14 protein-coding genes are annotated in these 20,432 nt (G+C 54.5%); 6 read left to right on the top strand and 8 right to left on the bottom strand.

Annotated elements, in window-relative coordinates; all coding sequences use genetic code 11:
- The coding region (locus tag KR51_RS18300; RefSeq protein WP_022607334.1) for a transposase at positions 1-209 on the top strand (209 nt) is incomplete at its 5' end.
- 248 nt (positions 210-457) lie between these two features.
- Here KR51_RS18300 and sbcD read toward each other — a convergent pair.
- The gene (sbcD, locus tag KR51_RS09925; protein ID WP_022607333.1) at positions 458-1,759 is read right to left on the bottom strand and encodes an exonuclease subunit SbcD; all 1,302 of its coding nucleotides are present in this window, start codon (positions 1,757-1,759) and stop codon (positions 458-460) included.
- A gap of 565 nt (positions 1,760-2,324) precedes the next feature.
- Between sbcD and KR51_RS09920 the strand changes: the two genes are divergently transcribed.
- Positions 2,325-3,713 carry a HEAT repeat domain-containing protein gene (locus KR51_RS09920; protein ID WP_071783267.1) on the top strand — a complete coding sequence of 463 codons (1,389 nt, stop codon included), beginning with the start codon at positions 2,325-2,327 and terminating at the stop codon, positions 3,711-3,713.
- A 44-nt stretch (positions 3,714-3,757) separates the two neighbouring features.
- Here KR51_RS09920 and KR51_RS09915 read toward each other — a convergent pair whose 3' ends face one another.
- The 3 genes from KR51_RS09915 to KR51_RS09905 form a co-directional block, all read right to left on the bottom strand.
- Positions 3,758-5,122 carry an NAD-dependent succinate-semialdehyde dehydrogenase gene (locus KR51_RS09915; RefSeq protein WP_022607330.1) on the bottom strand — a complete coding sequence of 455 codons (1,365 nt, stop codon included), beginning with the start codon at positions 5,120-5,122 and terminating at the stop codon, positions 3,758-3,760.
- 477 nt (positions 5,123-5,599) lie between these two features.
- A complete protein-coding gene (fabI, locus tag KR51_RS09910; protein ID WP_022607328.1) occupies positions 5,600-6,376 on the bottom strand; it encodes an enoyl-ACP reductase FabI in 777 nt (258 codons plus the stop codon).
- A gap of 153 nt (positions 6,377-6,529) precedes the next feature.
- On the bottom strand, positions 6,530-7,828 hold the full coding sequence (locus tag KR51_RS09905) for a uracil-xanthine permease family protein (RefSeq protein ID WP_022607327.1): 1,299 nt from the start codon (positions 7,826-7,828) through the stop codon (positions 6,530-6,532).
- 185 nt (positions 7,829-8,013) lie between these two features.
- Between KR51_RS09905 and KR51_RS19675 the strand changes: the two genes are divergently transcribed.
- The gene (locus tag KR51_RS19675) at positions 8,014-8,202 is read left to right on the top strand and encodes a hypothetical protein (protein ID WP_156915072.1); all 189 of its coding nucleotides are present in this window, start codon (positions 8,014-8,016) and stop codon (positions 8,200-8,202) included.
- Here the strand turns inward: KR51_RS19675 and KR51_RS09900 are convergent.
- Complete coding sequence (locus KR51_RS09900; RefSeq protein ID WP_022607325.1) at positions 8,180-10,264, bottom strand: vanadium-dependent haloperoxidase; 2,085 nt, start codon at positions 10,262-10,264, stop codon at positions 8,180-8,182. The two genes, KR51_RS19675 and KR51_RS09900, sit on opposite strands and share 23 nt — an antisense overlap.
- A 1,190-nt stretch (positions 10,265-11,454) precedes the next feature.
- Here KR51_RS09900 and KR51_RS09895 point away from each other — a divergent pair.
- Positions 11,455-12,969, top strand: a complete 1,515-nt coding sequence (locus tag KR51_RS09895) for a 4Fe-4S binding protein (protein ID WP_232214585.1) — start codon at positions 11,455-11,457, stop codon at positions 12,967-12,969.
- A 983-nt stretch (positions 12,970-13,952) separates the two neighbouring features.
- Here the strand turns inward: KR51_RS09895 and purN are convergent.
- Complete coding sequence (purN, locus tag KR51_RS09890) at positions 13,953-14,588, bottom strand: phosphoribosylglycinamide formyltransferase (RefSeq protein WP_022607319.1); 636 nt, start codon at positions 14,586-14,588, stop codon at positions 13,953-13,955.
- Positions 14,589-14,706: 118 nt separating this feature from the next.
- Here purN and KR51_RS09885 point away from each other — a divergent pair, with 118 nt between their 5' ends.
- Positions 14,707-15,609 carry a carbohydrate ABC transporter permease gene (locus tag KR51_RS09885; RefSeq protein ID WP_022607318.1) on the top strand — a complete coding sequence of 301 codons (903 nt, stop codon included), beginning with the start codon at positions 14,707-14,709 and terminating at the stop codon, positions 15,607-15,609.
- A 5-nt stretch (positions 15,610-15,614) separates the two neighbouring features.
- Entirely contained in the window at positions 15,615-15,911 is a 297-nt protein-coding gene (locus KR51_RS19670) for a hypothetical protein (RefSeq protein WP_156915070.1), read from the top strand.
- Positions 15,912-16,071: 160 nt separating this feature from the next.
- Here the strand turns inward: KR51_RS19670 and cobN are convergent, their stop codons facing one another.
- Both cobN and KR51_RS20665 read right to left on the bottom strand, forming a co-directional pair.
- Complete coding sequence (cobN, locus tag KR51_RS09875; RefSeq protein WP_022607315.1) at positions 16,072-19,812, bottom strand: cobaltochelatase subunit CobN; 3,741 nt, start codon at positions 19,810-19,812, stop codon at positions 16,072-16,074.
- A gap of 202 nt (positions 19,813-20,014) precedes the next feature.
- On the bottom strand, positions 20,015-20,428 hold the full coding sequence (locus KR51_RS20665; protein ID WP_022607312.1) for a hypothetical protein: 414 nt from the start codon (positions 20,426-20,428) through the stop codon (positions 20,015-20,017).
- Positions 20,429-20,432 lie beyond the last annotated feature (4 nt).

The following is a 20,432-nucleotide window of genomic DNA, read 5'->3' as shown; positions in this document are numbered from 1 at the left end:
GGACCGAGTTTGCAGAGCGAGTAGATCGGTTCTATTGGCAGTCGGTTCTTTGGAATGAGTCGTACTTTGTCGCCAGTTGTGGCGGGGTAACCGTGTCTGTGTTGAGGCGGTATATTGAGCAGCAGGACACCCCGGAGATGGGTGCTTCTGGGGCATCGAGCCCCGTCAGCACCCGCGACTCTCATCCCGACGCTCACCCTAGCGGATAGAGCGCTGGGCTTCCCGTATAAAAGCTAAATGTACTTAGGTGGCGTCATGCGATCTCGCCGCGCGGAAGTTCGGTAGCTTCTCGGCTGCGATCGCGCGACGACTTCTATAACCTAAATGTTATAGATAAACCGAATCTTCCTCACATAGCTCAGTCTTAGCTGTAACAATCCTCGGTGCAGATCGCGATCGCGCCGAGGTTTTTTTTAAGTCATTCGCGCCGCGAGCGGACGAGTCACGTGCGGCTTGCTCAGAGCAAGCGCAGTTGCGTGCGACCGTCCATGCTGTCGGGCACGAATTTAATGGCATCCACCGAGACGGTATCGCTATCTCCGTCCAGCAGGCGGCGAGTGGCGTCGAGCATCTCGTCAGCAATATCTCTTAAGTCATCGCGACCGGTAAGGTAGACTTGCAAGGCGTCGAGGGGCGTCAGACGGCGGCGGTCGCCTAGCTCTGGAAGGCGAGGGCGGGCGAGTTGGCTGACTAGCTCCGGACGAATAGTGTAGCTGTGGGCAGTGGAAAGAGCCTGCTGGAGTGCGTTGGTGTCGATCGTGTCAAGCCGATCGGCGCGTAATTTGTAGATCAACCGCACGATCGTGTCTGCGATGTCGCAAGCGGCGATCGCCTTGAGGATATCGCTTTGCGGGTCCGAGCTCTCGGCGGTGTCGACTTCGATCGTGCGAAACGTGCGTACGGGCAACGTGCAAAATTCCCAACGCGTGCGACCGCGCTCCACATCGATCAATACGAAGCCTTTGTCTTCTCGTTCTTCGCTGAAATCTACGCGCTCGATGCTGCCGGGATACACCACGGGTGGATTGTCGGCGGGGTTAAGGTTTTGGTGGCGGTGAACGTGCCCGAGGGCAACGTATTCGAACTCGGGGCGGGCGAGCAGCGACAGCGGAACCGTGAAGCCTTTGCCGACAGCCAGGTAGCGCTCGGCTCCCAGCTCGGCGCGATCGGCCATCAAATGCGCGAGCAGCACGGTCGGCACGGTGGGGTCAAGACGACGGATTTCACCTTCGAGCGCGGGCTGCAAGCGTTCGATCAGCAGAGCATGAATCTCAGAAAGCGCTAACCCTTCGGTTTCCGTGCGCGTCAACAAGGTCGAGCGCGTCAGCCATGGGAGGGTTACCACCTGAATGTCGCCATTGCGAGTGGCGATACGGTGGGTGGTTAGAGTATCCCCAACGATGAAACCGGGAACGCCGAGCGTGCGATAAATTGAGAGACTCGCCCCGCCTTTACCCTGGGAATGTTGGTCGTGGTTGCCAACGAGCAGCACGGTGGGAATGCCCGCGATCGCCAGGCGACAAAACTGAGCGGCAAATGCTTCTTGCACGAAGGGTGGTGGCGTGGCATCCGGGAAGGCATCGCCCCCGAACAGCACTAGGTCAACTGGTTCGGCAAGGGCGCGATCGATGCAACGGCCAAGGGTAGTGATGAAATCCTGCAAACGCGTGTTGATGCCGGTTTCTGGGTCGGTGTGCCCGCGCACGAGACCGCTGCCCATATGGGTATCGGAAAGGTGCAAGATGCGAATAGCAGGCATTAGTGCAACCCAATTGCGATCCAAGCGCGCTTGCCTCAGGCAAAAGACGCGTTGAGTTCAGTTTAAATGTACTAGATTGCCAAGGTTACCACTATTCGCCGGAAATAGAAACACCTGCATGCCAATAAAGTCGGTTATGGAGTCCGCCCAACACTGCAGGCGATTCGCTTTTTGACTGCAAACTCCAGCAGCAACGCTTGCTAACGCGAGCGGCACATTGGTTGTCGGCAAGACCATCACTCAGTGGACGTCGGGATAAACACCCGAGAGCCTTCAGCTCCCAGGTGATGATGATGTCTCGCGTTTCGGCCGAAAAGGCAAATCGGGTCGGCCGCCGACCGCATTCTGGGCGCACGGTTCTCCGATCTTGGTCAATTTGAATACATTTTTCTGAGTGCTATGAGGCATTTGCATGCAGGAATTGCACGTGCAACATTGTGGGGGAGACGGTCACCGGTTCAGGGATCGCGATGGGTTGAGGAAAGCGATTAGAGTAGGAAAACCGATGCGAATTAATACTCGGATGTCGCGAGCAGTCGGTGCAGAAAATTGCAAAAGAGCGACGATGTCAAATCTCCTCAAAAAAGCGGCGGCGGCTGGCGAACGGCAGGATTGGGTAGCTGTCGGACAGTACCTGCAAGCGCTGCCGTGGGATTGTGACAGCCCCTTTGCTCGGGCAGGCGATTGGCGTCAGGGCATCGTGCCAACTATAGCGGAGCGATCGCGTGCTCTAGATCTCGCACTGCAGGTTCTGCAAGCAGGAGACTTTCAACTACGGTGGGACGTGGCAAAAGTGTTTGCGAAGTTTGGAGATGCCGCGATCGCGCCCTTACTGGAATTCGTCGAAGACGAAGATGCGGAACTGGAGCTGCGATGGTACGCCGTAAGGATCTTGGCCGGCTTTGACGACCCGCGCGTGGTTTTAGCATTAGTGGAGTTGGCGATCGCGACTGAGGATGAAGAATTAGCCATTACGGCAGCGCGCACGCTCTCCGAATTTGGCGATTCGGCAGTGTCTGCCCTGGCCGAGTTGCTAGCCGCACCGGACGATCGCATGCGGCTACTGGCTGCTCAGGCACTGGCGTGGATTCGTCGTCCGGCAACGATCTCGCCGCTGTTGAGTGCGGCCGACGACTCGCTGCCGATCATCCGTGCGACGGCCGTCGAGGCATTGTGCAGCTTCCACGACCCGCGCGTCCCGCCGGTAGCAATTTCTGCACTGCAGGACCTCGACCCCCGCGTCCGACGCGAAGCAATTTCCGGGCTGAGCTTTGTGGCCGACCCGGAGGAGTGGGATTTAGTTGCTCGTCTACAGCCACTGCTATACGACCTCGACCATACGGTCTGCCACCAAGCCGCGATCGCCTTGGGACGCATTGGCAACGATGCGGCAGTTGCCGAGCTGGCACGGTTGCTGCGCTCGCAGCGAACGCCCTGCGAGTTGCGGATAGTGGTAGTGCAGTCGCTGAGTTGGGCGCAGACAGCACGGGCGCTGGAAATTTTTGCTGCAGAACTAGCTGCACCGGTCGGTCCCGCGGAGCAGGAATCACCGACAGAAAAAACGGTTGTAGAAGAGATTGTCATCGCACTCGGACGATGGCGGGCTCCCGAGAGTAGCGCGCGCGCTGCCGAGGTGCTCGTGGCCTTTGCCCGGCAGCTATCCGCATCCGCTACGCTGCCATCGGCGTCGCTGCAGAAAGCATTAGCTGTGGCATTAGGTAACACCTATTTGGAGCAGGCGACCGCGCCGCTCTGCGAGCTGGCCGTCTGCGATGAGAAATCCGTTCGCCTGCACGCGCTGTCGAGTCTGCAAAAGCTGCCGGCTGGCTGCAAGAGCCTGCAGGACTTGCAAGACCGCGCCCCAACTTCCGAGCGGGCACGCGAAATCGAAAGTACTTTGGCTGACGTGAAAACCGAGACTCGCCATACGTTTGCCGTCCAAGGTTGCTCTTAAAGAGTCCGGTAAAGAGATACCGGCTCATAGTGCCGTTAGGGTACTCAAGCAATCCATATGGTCTTGAGGTTGACAAATTCGCGGATGCCCTCGCGGGACAATTCGCGCCCGTAGCCAGACCGTTTGGTGCCGCCAAAGGGAAGACGCGGGTCGGATTTGACCAACTCGTTCACGAAAACCGCTCCGACATCGAGCTCGGCGATCGCGCGTTCGCGTTCGCGGTAGTCTCCGGTCCACACGCTGGCTCCCAAGCCTAAGGGAGTCGCGTTTGCAAGTTTCATGGCGGCGTCAAAGTCGGGAACCCGGTGCAGCAATGCGACGGGTCCGAAGAATTCCTCGGTCGCGGCTGGCGTGTCGGGCGGGATATCGCACAGAATCGTTGGTGGATAGTAGTTGCCGGGGTGCTCGTCGGGCTTGCCGCCAATGAGTATAGTTGCGCCGGCCGCGACCGTCGCGCTGACTTGGGCATCCAACTCGTCCATGATGCTCGCGGTCGCCAGCGGTCCGACATCGGTTGACATCAGTGTTGGGTCGCCGACCTGCAAGCGCGCGAACTGCTCCACGAGCAGCTGCTGGAATTCGTCGGCGACGGGCTCAACGACGATAAAGCGCTTGGCAGCGATACAGGACTGACCGCTATTGAGCATCCGCGCGGTCGTTCCCTTTGCTGCGGCGGCCTTCAAATTGGCACTTGCCAACACCACAAACGGATCGCTGCCGCCGAGCTCGAGCACGGTTTTCTTGATCTGCTTACCTGCTGCTGCGGCCAAACTCGCCCCTGCTGGCTCGCTGCCGGTTAACGTCGCCGCTTTAACCCGCGGGTCGGAGAGAATCGCTTCGACTTGACTCGCGCCAACCAAAAGTGTTTGAAATGCACCCTCGGGAAAGCCGGCTTCCCGGAGGATGTCGGCAATCGCCAACGCGCACTGGGGCACGTTGGAGGCGTGTTTGAGCAACCCGACATTGCCGGCCATAAGGTTCGGCGCGGCAAAACGAAACACCTGCCAAAACGGAAAGTTCCAGGGCATGACTGCCAGCACTGCGCCGATCGGTTGATAGCTTATAAAGCTGTGGGTTGCGGCGGTGGAGATTGCCTCATCGGCTAGAAACTCGGCTCCGCGCTCGGCGTAGTAACGACAGACCAACGCGCATTTCTGGACTTCGGCGATCGCCTGCTTGACAGGCTTGCCCATCTCGAGCGTCATCAGTGCGGCGTAGCGATCTAGGTCGCGCTCCAAGAGGTCGGCAGCGGCGCGCAGCCATGCAGCGCGTCGATCGAACGTTGTGTGGCGGTACTTATCAAAGGCTGCATCCGCCCGCGCGAGCGCGGTCTCGATGCCATCTGCCGCCATCGGCTCGAACGCTCGCACGATTTGCCCCGTTGCTGGATTGACGGTTGCAATCGCCATCGCTGGAATCCTCCTGCCGCTTTGCATTGGACGGCTTGACACCGCGGTCGAATGCATCGATTGTCTTGCGGAGCGGTTGACAAGCAGTCTATTTCAGTCTAATTGCGTGGTCGCGCCGCATTTTTCAGTTTTGTTGCAATTGGTTGCTTGCATTGTGCGAACCACAAGGACGTGTCAAACCCCATAATGTTCTGCAACCCAACCGTTCGTAAAAAGAGGAATCATGAAGTTTCTTGCAGCAGTTGAGGATCGAGTGAGGACAGTCCGAGCCTGAAGCGACAGCAGATCGAAAATCCACCTCGGGGGGGGTCCTGGCAGCCCTTACCGGGCTCAGGCATCGCTCTCGGCATTTGTCTCTGCAGCGAACCGACAGAAGGTATTGCCACATTCCTTACCAAAGCTCTACGTACGAAAAGAGTCGCATGCGTAATAAATACATGCGAATCGTGCGCTGTTGACTTAAGAAGGGCTTAAACGCTACATGCCCATGATTTGATATCCAGAATCCACGTACAGAACCTGACCGGTCAGTCCGCTAGCAAGGTCGCTGCAGAGAAATGCTGCAGTCCCGCCAACTTCATCTTGGGTAACGGTCCGCCGCAGTGGAGCGGTCTCTTCAACGTGGCGGATCATGTCCAGAATGCCGCCGACGGCAGACGATGCCAGGGTGCGGATCGGGCCGGCAGAGATGGCGTTGACGCGGATACCTTGGGGACCGAGTTCGGAGGCGAGGTAGCGGACGCTGGCTTCGAGGGCAGCCTTAGCAATGCCCATGACGTTGTAATTGGGAATGACGCGCACGCTCCCGAGGTACGTGAGGGTCACGATGCTGCCGCCACCGGTCATGAGGGGCTTGGCTGCGCGGGCAAGGCGGGTCAAGGAGTAGGCGCTGATACCAAGGGCGGTGGCGAAGCCGTCGCGGCTGGTGGCGCTGAAATCGCCGGTCAGCTCGTCTTTATTGGCAAATGCCAGGCAGTGAATCAAGATATCAAAGCTGCCCCATCGATCGGCAATCGCAGCAAAGGTGGCATCGATTTGCTCGTCGTCTTGGACGTTGCAGGGCAAGAACAGCGTTGGGTTTAGGGGCGCAACGAGGTCGCCGACTTTCTTCTCAAAGCGACCGCGATCGTCGGGAAGATAGGTGATGCAGAGTTCGGCTCCCGCCTCGTGCAATTTCTGGGCGATGCCCCAAGCGATAGAGCGATTGTTGGCAATGCCGGTAACGAGGGCTTTCTTTCCGGTCAGGTCTAACATGTGGCGCGGCGGCGGCGATCGCTCGCCGAGACGGTGCAATAGGGTACTGCCGACTTTAGCGCTAAACGGTGACTGGAAGCAATCCTGGTGCAGTTGAGCGGCGATCGCGTCGGGGAAAAGCTTGCTCCGGCAAAGCAGCTGAAGTCGTCGGGTTTAGGCCTCGTATGAGTTTTCGTCGTCTGTAGGGTGTGGCAGGATCCAGTTGAGCAACAGGCCGGCAACTCCGCACAGACCGATTCCCTCCAGAGCAAAGGTTCCGGTTTTGAGGGTTAAACCGCCAACACCGAAGACTAGAATAACGGCAACGATCGATAGGTTGCGCGGTCGCGTCAAGTCTTCCCCGGCCCTGACCAAGCTGTCGATGCCTATGACCACGATCGTTCCGAAGAGCACGACCAAAATACCGCCCATGGCCGGTACGGGAACGGTGCGCAGAATCGCGCCGAGTTTGCCGAAGAAAGCCAACGCGATCGCGGCGATTGCCGCCCAGGTCATGATGGCTGGATTGAAGCTGCGCGTTAGGGCAACCGCTGCCGTCACTTCGGAATAGGTTGTGTTGGGCGGTCCGCCGAGACAGGCCGCGAGCGTTGTGGCCAGTCCATCGCCGAGCAGGGTGCGATGGACGCCCGGATCGTTAAGGTAATCTTTTTTCGCGACGGCTCCGATCGCGAGGATGTCGCCGAAGTGTTCGATTGCGGGGGCAATCGCGACGGGCAGGATAAAGGCGATGGACGGCCAGTGCAGTTTCGGTCGCGTGAAATCCGGCCAGGCAAACCACGATGCTGTTGAAATTTCAGAGAAGTCGACCATGCCCAGGGGCATCGCTACAAGGTAGCCGGCAGCAATGCCGATGAGAATAGATACCAACCGAACCCGTCCGCGTCCCAAAAGCGCGGTCATTATGGTGGCAGAAAGCGACGCAGCCGCAACCCCGAGTGCGGCACCTTCGCTATAGCTGTCGCCGGTTTGAGAGGCCATCTCGACTGCGATCGGGGATAGGGACAACCCAATGACCATGATGACCGGCCCGGTAACAATGGGTGGCAGGAGTTCGGTCAGAAATTGGGGACCGCGCAAGAAGATCGCCAGGCTTAACGCAAGATAAAGCAGGCCGGCAGCCGCTAGTCCGGACAGCGTTTCGGCAACGCCAAACTGTTGCGTGCCGAGCTGAATCGGTGCAATAAATGCAAACGAGGAAGCCAAGAATACGGGCACCTTGCCGCCCGTCACGAGTTGGAAAAGTATCGTGCCCAGTCCGGCGGTGAACAGTGAGACATTTGGATCCAGTCCGGCGAGGATCGGCACCAGCACCAGGGCTCCAAAGGCAACAAACAGCATCTGAGCGCCAAGAGCAATATCCTTGAAGCGAAATTGATATGCGGTTGCATCGATAACATTCCGAACTTCATTCTGAGTCTTGCTATCCGGGAGATGCTGTTGCTCGTCGCTCATCACTCCTCACTGGCTTGAGGTTGGGATATCGGCGATCGCTCGGGGACGATCTTTAGGCTTTGCACAACATTCTCAGAATAATTTCCAAGTATTTTGCCGAAGATCGGATCGCGCGAACGAGAACTGCCACTAGCTTCTCCAGCGGGCTGAGTGACCTTGAAGGCGGGATAGATTGGGGTGATTGCATGACGACTGGTGCCGTCATTGGTCGAGTCCGCGCAATTTTACGCGGTGGAGCGGGGCGTTGGAAAGGCACGGGGGTATTGCGCTGGTGTCGGCGGCCGGAGGCGGCCGCCAACCGCATCCGCAGGGGCGGCCGGACCCGCGCTGGTCGGCGAGGTTGGGGCATGGTTAGCGGCGACCTATTCTCTTGACTTGACCGTCGAATGTGGGCACGGAGAGAACGAAGGGATCTGTAGAGTAAGTAAGCACCTGCTCTTCCAAGATGCCGATCGCGATTTCCTCTCCCATCCGCAGGCTGTCGTAGTAGTCGCTGAAATAGTGAACCCCAGCCATGTTGCGACCGATGGAAATATTCGCCGCTAGCTTGTTCAACTCGCCTTCGAGGGTAAGGAAAGTTGCAGACGGATCTTCTTGGGGATCTTTAATCTCTTCCTGCAAATCCCCATTAGGAGCATCCTTTGGGTGAGCTAGTTGTGGCGCGCGATAGATTGCTGCTTTGTCGCCCGCTTTAAAACGCTTGAACGCAACTTTCCCCTCCTCATCTTGCGCCAACACCGCACTGGTGTCGAAGAACGCCTTGAGAATGGTGACACAGGCACCTGCCACCGTCGCGTGACCGGCACCGTAGGCGGGGTGCATTGGCGAGCCTTCCGGAAAAGCCATTGGTAAAAAGAAGCTGCCGTTGCTTCCAGGAAGTGCGGACACTTCGGCTAGGGTGCCATTATCCTCCAGCTTCTGGGTGAAGGTGCTGATGTTGTCGAATAGCGATTGCGGTAGTTTCTGTTTCAGAATCGGGTTACAGGTGGCCAGCCGTACCACCTCGAGGCGAGCAGCTAAAGCTTCCGGGCGCAGGCGAATGTGGTTACTGAATTTCTGGAAGCGAACGGCTTTGAGGGCGCGTGTGGAGACTTCGGTGACCAAATTTAGAATATGGGGACCGCCGTAAAGGGCAAACCCACTGGCATTGCGACGGGTTATCGGGTTACTGGCGGCCACGCCAACGCCGGAAAGGTGATCGAAAGCCGGATCGAAGGGAGTTTCCATTCCCAGCAAGATCAAGCAGGCATTGAGATATGCTTCGTAAAGGGCATCGTAGTGAACGTAGGTTGCCAAATCGCGCGGCGTTGAGATGAAACGTCGTGCCGGTTGGGTGAGCGGTTCGGGGTTGGCATTCAAGCCATCGTCATTGACGTATATTTCCTGAGGAGGTCGGATTCCACGCTGAACCTTCACGTAATCGTCCATCGTCAGCATGTAGTTCAGCCCGGGCTTCGCGACCGGCAGGCGCTGATCGATTTGGATGGCACCGTAGCCGATCTTGCCGCTGGCAATCCTACCAAACCCATTGAGATCGGCATTGCCAATTAGCAAAAATTGGGAAAGATACGGTCCCACCTCAACACCGGGAGACGATCCGCGAAAGACCGTTTGCAAGTCCAGTTTGCCAAATGCAGGATTGTCAATCTCGCCTCCAGGATTGGGATTTTTGCGCGTGGTACTGACTTTGCGCGGACGGCTGCCCTCAACTTTGAACGTGCCTTCATCAATAAATTCGAGACTGTTGAGGCGCGCGATCGCATCAACAACTTCTGGATTATTCAGAGACTTCTCTTCAAAATCATTAAAGGGAATGTCGCGCAGAACGGCCAGTTCATAAACTTCGGCCATTTCAAAAACCAGCTCGGGATTGATTTCCGTGCCATTAACATTCAGCAGTGGTGGTGCTGGCGGCATGGTCACTGCTTGCGCGTCCGGCCCTTGTAAATCGAAAACCACTCCTGCCGTCGGAGCTTCCCATTGCCGGAAATTCTCAAGGTTCTGGTTTAACCGGTCGATTTCAGCTTGTGCGTTCTGTTTATCTGTAGCACTGCTGTCGGGATCGTCTACGATTAGCTGTGCTTCAGCAATTAGGTCGAAAACAAACGCGACCAAACCCTCATCAACACCAAAAAGTGATGCGGTAGAGCTGCTTACAACTTCGTACTTCGCACCGTGACGGACCTTCTCTTCGTCGGAGAACGGATCGATGAAGCCATCATCGATAGCTCTACGGTATTCAACAAAATCGTTGGGGTCTTGTAGCAGTCCCGTTTTAGGGTTGTGGGGAAGACCTTTTGTAAAGGACATGAAATATTGAGCGTCAGCAAAGCGCTCTTCATCCCCGTTTGCCTCTTGGGGCGGATACATGCGGCTGCGGGCTAGCTCGGCAGCCTCCACCCTTACAGCATAAGCATCCTGACGGCGATCGGTCATCGTAATCTCTCCTTTGGTTTCCCTAACAAAAGTAATGTGCCGAAGCAGACTCGCCTAAAAACTTACAGGCAGTCATTCTTCTGGGCACCATAATACACATCGTCATGAGAGATCGGCAACCATGAAGAAGGCGTTGTCTTCTTTTAAAGTAATACCAATTTGCAAAACGCATACGACAAATGAGGTAAACAATCCCGAGGAGTAAAGGATTCCGTTCTCCATCCGTCGCAGCGCTTCTTAGAGTTGGTATAAGCTTTGTTTTCTGGTGGTACTAAAAATGAAATGATGAGTTGTAGTGGTGAATGAAATCACACCTAAGAAAACGGGCAAGCGATCTTTCACAAACTAGATCGGAAGATCGTTATAAAGTCACAGGCATTGAACAGCTATCCCTCTGGATAGAGGACGAGGGTAGGCGCCAACCAATATCCTTTCTTTGCAAATTTCCTTTAGAATACCAGCGCGCGTGCGCACGACAGTCATCGAAAAGGATCGCAAGCGTGATAAAGATTACTCATGTTTTTCATTACAGGAGCAAATCAACTCTGCCAGATTTTGCGTAGGTGTATCCTCGTAGAGTTTGACAGATAAGACATTGGGGCATGGAAAGAACTGGATGGCCTAATGGACACCTAGCAAACCCCTTATTAATACCTGGGTTCTACCGGTGGATTGTCTACGGGGCGCTCAGAGTACTCTGATACCTGGCCAAACCCTTTTTAAACGCCTCTCAATGGTCGAGGACTATCTCCAGTATGTCGCCAATAATTTCACGTCAGGGCTTTCGAATGTTCTGTTGGTCGGTTGTAGTGTCGAAATCCCAATCCCCCATTTATTATGTGAGCGAATAAAATTGGGGTTGCTCTCATCATCACGAGGCTCATCTCATGTTTTCACAAATACCAGAGCGGCAAATGCATTGGATTCGCTGGATTTTGGCCGTCGGCTGGCTATTAATAATTACCTCTCTATTTTACGATCCCTGGACAGCTGCCCTCACGAGCCCAGACCATCTCTGGAGCCCACTGCGGATAACCGAAGACTGTGTCACAGTCCAAGGAAAGTGCATAGTTCAAGAACCTTACCCCCTTGGGGCAACGTTGTTTTGGGGGGCGATCGTACCCTCCGGCATCTTTGTTTTGCTAATCTTCGGGCACGAACTCTGGCGACAAATTTGCCCCCTTTCGTTTTTGTCACAGATTCCGCGCGCCCTGGGAAAACAGCGTCACCTTAGGCGGGGAAGCAAAAAGACCGGGACAATTAGGTTTGAATTGGCTAGGGTTAAGTCTAATTCCTGGCTGGGGCGCAATTACCAGTTTATCCAGTTCGCGTACTTGTTTATTGGACTCTGCGGTCGCATCTTATTCTTCAATGCAGATCGCTTGGTCCTGGGTAGTTGGCTGGTTTTTACGATTGTTGCATCCATTGCAGTGGGATATTTCTATGGCGGAAAATCCTGGTGTCAATATTTCTGCCCTATGGCACCGGTTCAAACCGTGTTCAGCGAGCCACGGGGACTTCTCGGCAGTAAAGCCCACACCAGCAACAGCCGCATAACTCAATCGATGTGCCGGACGGTGACCCCCGAGGGCAAAGAACAAAGCGCTTGTGTTGCTTGCCAGAGCCCCTGCTTTGACATCGACTCCGAGCGCACTTATTGGGACGGCATCAGCTCTTCCCAGGAATCATTGACTCGCTACGGCTATTTAGGGTTGATGGTGGGTTTCTTCGTTTACTACTACCTCTACGCTGGTAACTGGGGTTACTACTTTTCTGGTGTGTGGAGCAACGAACCCAACCAGATCGCATCTCTTATGAAACCCGGTCTGTATTTATTCGGCCAGCCCGTCGGTATTCCCAAACTCTTCGCGGTGCCTCTGGTACTGGGTGCGTTTACCTTGACAGGAATCCTTCTCGGGCGCTGGCTAACAACTCGGGCAATGACCCACCAATTGCAACGGAATCCCAAGATCGGCACCGATTTAGTGCAGCATCGGTTTTTTGTGCTGACGACCTTTGTGGCATTCAATTTCTTTTTCTGGTTTGCGGGCCGTCCCTTGCTGCGCCTTACTCCCCTCTGGGCAGAGATTCTGTTTGATGGTGTTATTGCTATGGCCAGCACCCTGTGGGCGCGGCAAAGTTGGGTTCGCAATCCCGCCCTCTACTCTCGAGAAAAGCTAGCCGGTCGTCTGAGCAAACAATTGGAGAAACTGAAGCTGAACACATCCCGGTTCCTGGAGGGGCGACACTTAGCAGATCTTAGTACTGACGAAGTGTATGTATTAGCCAAGGTGTTGCCAGATTTTACCCGGGAGAAACAACGCCAAGCCTACAAAGGGGTTGTTCGTGAGGCTCTTACAGAAGGCTATGTCAATACTGCCAACAGCCTCAAAATGCTCGATCGGCTGAGAAAAGAACTAGATATCCCCGATAGCGAACACAATCTCATTTTGGAGGAATTAGTTATTGGAGATCCCGACCTTCTCGATCCCTATCTTCCGCGCCACTTAGAGAATCAGATTCGCCTCAATGCATACCAGGTGGCATTGGAGCGGCAGCTGTATCTCCAAAAGAACCAACCTACTTTAGACCCTGTCGATCGAACTTCCAAAGAGGAGGCAAATCTGCGTTCCCTAAGCGCAGACTACGCCATTACCCCCGGGGAAGAAGAACGAATAAACTGCGATCTACACGATTCTCCTTGAACCGGGGCGGGGCCACCCACCTGCCACTTCATTCCCCTTACGCGTGCTAAACCAGTTCCTATCAAAAGACATTGTAATTGGCGGTGGGGGCATGTCACCTTCTTGGGAGAAAACTCAGAAGCAGCTTGAGCTCGAAAACAGGCTAAGAGGCTGTTTAAAAAGGGTCCAGCCTGGTATCTGACTTCCCTGAGCTACCCGGAGAAACCCCCCGAAAGCCCTGTTACCTCGTCGTGAGGAAAGTGCCTAATTTCGCGCTACTCGGCGTTTCAAACATCCTCTAAGTTTCCCGCACCTGCTAATAGCGCACAAATAGGAGTCTTTGCTCGCCAGTGCGAAATATCTTTCTAGATGGGGACACGCACCTGAGTCATCCCGAATGACAGGGCTACTGCACCATCGAGCGCTGACAGGGGTCTGCCATAACACGGTCATCAACTAGGTTTGCCAGAGCGCAGCGACCCAGCCGGACCTGTCAACCGACAATCACTTCACCCGATTGAAGAACTCTACAATCTGCAGACGTTTGTGGGCACCAAGAAGAAAAATGGCTCTGGACTGTCGTAAACCTCAAGAAACCTGAAATTGTGGCTTTTACCGTAGGCGATCGCAGCAGCGGGTCGTTTGAGCTGCTAGGGGCGAGAGTATAGGGATGAGGTTGCTTTTAGTGGGTGAATGATGGCTGCGGGGTCTGCAAGAAGTTCTTCGACGCGGTAAGTCAATTAAAGAGCAAGACGTACATGACGCGGGTGGCAGGAGAGAACACTAGGCTGAGGCACTACCTGTCGAGGCTGTAGCGCAAGAGCCTTTGCTATTCGAAATCGGAGGAAATGCTGAGGCTATCAGTGAGATTGCTGTGGCACTATTTTCGCCACCGCGAGGTTCCGATTTGAAGGAAACCATTCAGTGCTGGTACAACGCCAGCGGAGTTGATGTTGGACGGCTGGCAGGCCACTAGTGCCGCGTTTCGATTGATGAGAGCGCGCCTAGCTGCCGCTTCGGGACCGGTGAACTGCTAAGGCGATCGCCTGGGGAAGAATCCGATATTCCTGGGCTTGAATGCGGGCGTGGAGGGTGTCGCGGGTGTCGTCGGGCAGAACGGGCACGGCTGCTTGCATGACAATCGGACCGCTGTCGACTTGTTCCCGCACGTAATGAACTGTGCAGCCGGTAATTTTGACGCCCGCGTCTAGAGCATTTTCCACGGCATGGGCACCTTTAAAACTCGGGAGCAAACTCGGGTGGATGTTGAGAGCACGATCGCGAAACGCCTCGATCAACAACGGTGTGACGATCCGCATCCAGCCGGCCATAACGACCCATTCGACGTTGCGACGCTGCAGCTCGGCAACGATTGCGCGATCGAGTTCCTCGCGCGGCTTGTACTGGCGATGGTCGAGCAGGACAGCAGGAACGTTGCGCTCTTTAGCGCGTTCGGCGACAAGCGCGCCAGGGTTGTTATAGATCAAAACGGCGATCTCGGCAGACAGGGTGCGATCGCTTACGGCATCGCAAAGCGCCACGAAGTTCGAGCCCGTGCCCGAGGCCATGATGCCCAACCTTACGGGTGGATCTAATGGCGGGGTGGTGACAGTGGGAGAGATCGGCGAATCTGACGACATGGGCTGGATAGTTGCAGGGAAAGTGCGGTGGACGGATGGGCTCTTTACAATCGGGAGAGCGCCATTCGGAGTGCGACGGTAGGAGAACGACCGCTCGAGTGCAGACGGTAGGCTAGGCATGAACAAAAACGCGAGCAGGCAGTTCGGCGACCGGACGGCAGCGTTGCTGGATCGCGAGGCGATCGCGGCGTGGATTTTTTTGGCGCCGGCCCTAGTGCTGCTCGGCGTCTTTGTATTTTGGCCGATCGCGTATCTGGGAGCACTTGGGTTTACTAGCGGGAGCTTCACCGTGGAAGGGGCGCGCTGGGTCGGGCTGCGGAATTATGCGCGCTTGATACTCGACCCGGATTTTTGGCAGGTTTTGGGCAATACGGCATACTTTACCATCGCTACCTTAGTCCCGAGTTTGGTCGTACCGTTGATGTTGGCAGTCCTGCTCGATCGCGCGATTGCCTTGCGAGATTGGTTGCGGACGGCTTATTTTCTACCGTCGATCGCGTCGTTAGTAGCGGTTGGTTTGGGCTGGCGCTGGTTATTCCAAAATCGCGGCCCGGTCAATGAAGTCCTGTTGGCGATGGATATCGAGCCCATTCCGTGGCTGAACAGTACGGCGTGGGCAATGCCGGTGTTGATTTTGCTGGCAATCTGGAAGCAACTTGGCTTCAATTTAGTCGTGTTTCTGGCGGGTTTGCAGAGTATTCCTCAGTCTCGTTACGAAGCGGCAACGCTTGATGGAGCCGGTGAAGTCGGTCGGTTTTGGCACGTAACGCTGCCGGGATTGCGCCCGACGCTGGTGTTTGCCACCATCACCACGGCGATCTTTACGCTCCGCAACTTCGAACCGGTTTACATCATGACCGGTGGCGGTCCGCTTAATTCCACCAACATCTTGGTCTACTTCGTTTACGAGGAAGCTTTTGCCCGCTTCGACTTCGGCTACGCGGCAGCGGCAGCAACGGTATTGTTGGCGATCGCCTTCGTCCTCGTCTACTGGCAGTTGCGAGCTTGGGGCGAAGAGTAGAGCACTTGCAGAACTGCTTGGGGAACTTCAAGTCTGCAAAAAAGCTTTATCAAGTTTTCATTCTGGAAATTGTCCCGATCGACCTTTCCGTTGTCATCGGTGACTGCCTGGTGGAATCCCACACCCACGCGATCGCGCTCGATCGGCTCTTCCGACTGCCCGCCAATAAGGGTGCCGGTCAATATACTGCGATGTTTTCGGCTGCGACCGGCGCGATCGCCGGCCGGGTCAGATCTGTGAGGTCGGCGATCGCTTGGTGGTTGTGTTGCGATCGCCGATCCAGCCTACGGGTAATTTGTTAGCTGCCGCGCGCGGCGTCGGTCAAAGCGCCGATCTGCTCCCAATCCATCATGTAAGCCAAAAAATAGCCTGGAAGTCATGCCCTAACTTGGCTGCGGCCCACCATTACTTGTAGATCGCTACGGGCATTTGCTCGTCACGGCTGCTCACCTGCTCGGGGAATCAGTCCATTTCCTCGAGGATCCCTTCAGCCTCGTTTGCAAGAGCGCGGAGACGATCGCAAACTGCCGCACTTGCACTTTTCCAAAGCTTTCGTTGGTGGGCTTCGAGCAAGCGTTCGGCCATGTCGCGCAGCGCCCAAGGGTTCTTCTGACGGACGAAATCTTGTACGTTCCGATCGAAAAGATAAGCGTCGGCGACTCCTTGGTACATGTGGTCTTCAACACACCGTGCAGTGGCATCATACGCAAACATATAGTCGACCGTTGCTGCTAATTCGAATGCACCTTTGTAGCCGTGACGCATAACGCCAGCTATCCATTTCGGATTCACAACTCGAGATCGATAGACGCGGGCAACTTCCTCGCGCAGATGGCGGACTCTAGGGTTGCCCGGACGGGAGTGGTCGCCAAAATAAGTTTGCGGGTTTTTACCCGTTGCCTTACGTACCGCTGCAGTCAGCCCACCCTGAAACTGATAGTAATCGTCTGAATCAAACAAGTCGTGTTCGCGGTTGTCCTGATTCTGCAAAACGATTTGTAACTGCTGAAGTCGCTCCGAGAATGCTTCTGGAGCTGCTTTACCAATGCCGTTTCCCGTATAGGCATAGCTGCTCCAGTTAATGTAAGCACGCGCTAAGTCGCTATCGCTTTGCCAGTTTTGCGCTTCAATTAATCCCTGTAAGCCAGCACCATAAGCTCCAGGCTTAGAACCAAAAACCCGGTAACGCGATCGCGCAGCAGCTGACGCTTCATCCAAACCTTGTCGGCACCAGTAGTCCTTTTCCTGACAGACGCGCGCTCTTAACGGATTACTATCTGTAGCTTCATCCAGGTCGGCGACCGCATTTGCAGCGCGATCGAACAAATCGATAAGATTGGGAAACCCGTCTCGAAAGAAGCCAGAAACCCTTAAAGTTACGTCTACACGCGGGCGTCCCAAAACCGACAACGGTAGGATTTCAAAATCTATAACGCGTCGTGATGGACCATCCCAAACCGGTTGCACGCCCAGCAAGGCTAGGGCTTCAGCAATGTCATCGCCACCCGTTCGCATCGTTGAAGTTCCCCACACGGAAATCGCTAGCGACCGTGGGTACTCGCCGTGCTCTTGAGTGTAACGCTCGACAACAGCTTCAGCAGCTTTTCTGCCCATATCCCAGGCTGTCTCTGTCGGCACGGCACGGATATCGACGGAATAGAAGTTCCGTCCCGTAGGCAACACATCCGGTCGCCCGCGCGTCGGTGCTCCCGCAGGACCGCTTGGAATGTATCCGCCATTTAGTCCATGTAACAAGTTATCAACTTCTCGGTGTGTTTTTTGCAGATCGGGGATGAGGCAATTGCGTATCCAAGCCAGTTCGGCAGTAGTTAAATCTCCAAGCGGCAATCGCATCCCAGTGACGAGCTCAACTGCAAGCGATTCAATAACCTCTACAGCATCTCCGGCAATCCAACATTGGTGCTCGGTGAAGCGCGAGAGCAACTCGCTATCACTTGGGAGTAGAGACCTCGCGAAGTCAACTGTTAGTGGATCGATTTCCAGCCCTATGTCGCGCGCGATCGCGCGCGCGATTCCACATCGACCTGGACCCGGCGATCTGGCAATTGCGATAGTGAGATCGCGAAGTTGGCGTCCCTCTGGACAACACCCGAAAACATGTAGTCCATCACGGATTTGAGCTTCTTTTAGCTCGCAGAGGTAACCATCAGCACGAGTTAGGAAATCTGAAACCTCTGCTTCGCTAAATTTGTCTATGCCTAAATCGCAATGTAGATCCTCTTCTCGAACGAGTTCCTCTATTCGCTTATTAATGAAGCTCAATCGCGTCGGATCGAGACTTTTTGCCTCGTGGTACTCATCAATGAGAACCTCTAATTTTTGGAGCGACCCATACAATTCAGCACGGGTCATTGGTGGAGTTAGATGATCGAGAATGACGGCATGAGACCGTCGCTTTGCCTGAGAGCCTTCGCCAGGGTCGTTAACAATAAAAGGATAGAAGTTGGGGATCGCTCGCAGTGCCACCTCCGGGTAACACTCAGCAGAAAGGGCTATCCCTTTCCCAGGCAACCACTCAAGATTGCCATGTTTACCTATGTGAACGATCGCCTGCGTGCCAAAGGAATTCTCTAACCAGTGATAGAAAGCAAGGTATTCGTGGGTTGGTTCGAGTTCGGGCGAATGATAATTTAAGCTCGGATCGCGATCGTAACCCCTTGATGGTTGAATGCCAACGAATATGTTTCCCAGCTGTATTCCTGGGATCGGAAACGAGCTGCTTGGCTTCCCCCAGCGCTCGCAAACAGCCTCTCTAGCTGCTACAGGAAGGCAGTCAAAATATTTGAAATACTCGGTCAATGATAAGCTCTGTGTTGGATCTGAATGCGATGTGAAACTCTCTGGATCGTTTGTTACTCCAGAGGTCAAGCGTAAAATAAGCTCATCACCGGTTGTCGGAAGGTTGCCGACTTGGTAGCCTGCCTGACCTAGAGAGCGTAAAACTGTTACACAACTTTCTGGTGTATCTAGTCCAACCCCATTTGCCAGGCGCCCGTTGCGATTGGGATAGTTGGCAAGGATGATAGCAATCCGACGATCGCGTGGATGTGTAAGTTTTAGGTCGACCCAGTTTCGAGCCAGGTCTGAGACAAAACTGATTCGGTCAGTTTGTGGCTTGTAAACAACAACATTAGCCTCAATTGCCGAATTCCAATTCAACTTCGACTTAAACGATACAGCGCGCGTAATAACTCGACCGTCAACTTCTGGCAATGCTACGTTCATGGCGATGTCACGAGGCGATAGCCCTTGCCAGCCTTTAGACCACTGCTCTTGAGTCCCGCCACTAAGAATCACCTGCAATACTGGCAAATCAAGGTCTTGCCAAAAGTTCGATTTCTTGATTGCACTCAATTTTGAGATTGCAAAACTTGTTGTATTTAGGATTAAGCTTGGCGCTACAAAAGGGGAAGTCGACTGCGGATTCTTCAAGCCACTGAAGAGTAGCTCTTTAACTTCCTTCTGCACCTCTACTTCGCTAAGGGTTGATACGAAGATCGGGACTGGCTCTAGGTTCTTGCGAACGAGTGCAGAACACAGTGCATCAATTGGTTCAGTATTTCCACTTAGGTAGTGAGCCCGATAAAAAAGTATAGCGACTTTGGCAATCGGTGTTCCTTGACAGCGCGCGCTCCCTGGATAAATGCCGACGCGCGCAATACTGTGTGGTGGATCGGGTGAAAAATTGGTACCTAAGCCAAGATCTGCAACGAACTGCAATGCACGCAAGCCATTTTTACATCCACCCTCCGCCAGATAGTGCCACAGGCGATGAGCAGCAGATACCGGTACGGTTGAATGCCCGAGGAGAACTGGATCGGTTCGATCGTCGCCAGGTAGTACAAACAATGCTGCGTTTGTCTCTCCTGCAACTGATTTGACAGCCTCTAAGCCGTAGGACCAATACGACTGACCGCCAAGTAAGCGCAAGACAATCACGCTTGCCTTTGTAAGCACGTCTTCAACATACATATCAATAGCTAGCTGTTGCTGTAACTGGAGTAAATTTGCGACCCTTACAGAGGGGAAGGTGTCGGTCGTGCTTGCAACTGCTGCTGCTAGCATCTGAATGTCAGTATCTGCTGCTGAGAGCACAACAATCCGAGCAGGAGATTGCTCGATGAGAGTCAAACTATCAGCTTCAGGGTCCCAACCAACAGGAGCGACTGCAATACGGTGCATCAGAAACCTCTTATTTTCTTAGTTTCTAGCAACGGAAGTGAGCGTCTGAACATTTACCAGAATGGCTGTTCCGATGCGCTGTCGTTTTGAGCAGAAACTGTTCGCAACAGTTCCTCAATTGCCATAGTTGCTAAAGTCTATGAAGGACTGATTGTAATCAGCCTTAACACTATCGCGAATGTCTTATCAAAGAGTCGTAGAATCAGATGTTTAGGGGGGGCACCTCGAAAAATTGCCAGGTTGTGGCTTGACGACGCTCGAAATGTCCGTGCTGCAGTGCCGGACTGCAATCTTTATCGAATCGATCGAGGTTCTCTGGGTTTGGAGAGCAGTCTATCAGCTTCGCCAATAAAAATTTTAAACAACGCAACAAAATAGATTGCATCCTCAACATATTGTAGGACGGTATTTCAAAGCCGCCAAAATCATCATCTGATGCCAACCATAATCGCTGACATACATCGTAAATGGAGGGTTCTTTCAAGTATGTTCGTGAGGTGGTCTGATTCGACCGGTGACTCACATGCCAGCTCCCGAAGGGGATGACCTCTGTCATAAAGCTCTCATTGATGTCCGGCGATGGTTCGAAATCTCGAGTCTTTCGCGCCTTCGGCATCGGT

It is taken from the genome of Rubidibacter lacunae KORDI 51-2, assembly GCF_000473895.1.
Taxonomy (GTDB): domain Bacteria; phylum Cyanobacteriota; class Cyanobacteriia; order Cyanobacteriales; family Rubidibacteraceae; genus Rubidibacter; species Rubidibacter lacunae.
The sequence above is the reverse complement of the archived record's forward strand: the minus strand, read 5'-3'. Positions and strand labels throughout refer to the sequence as shown.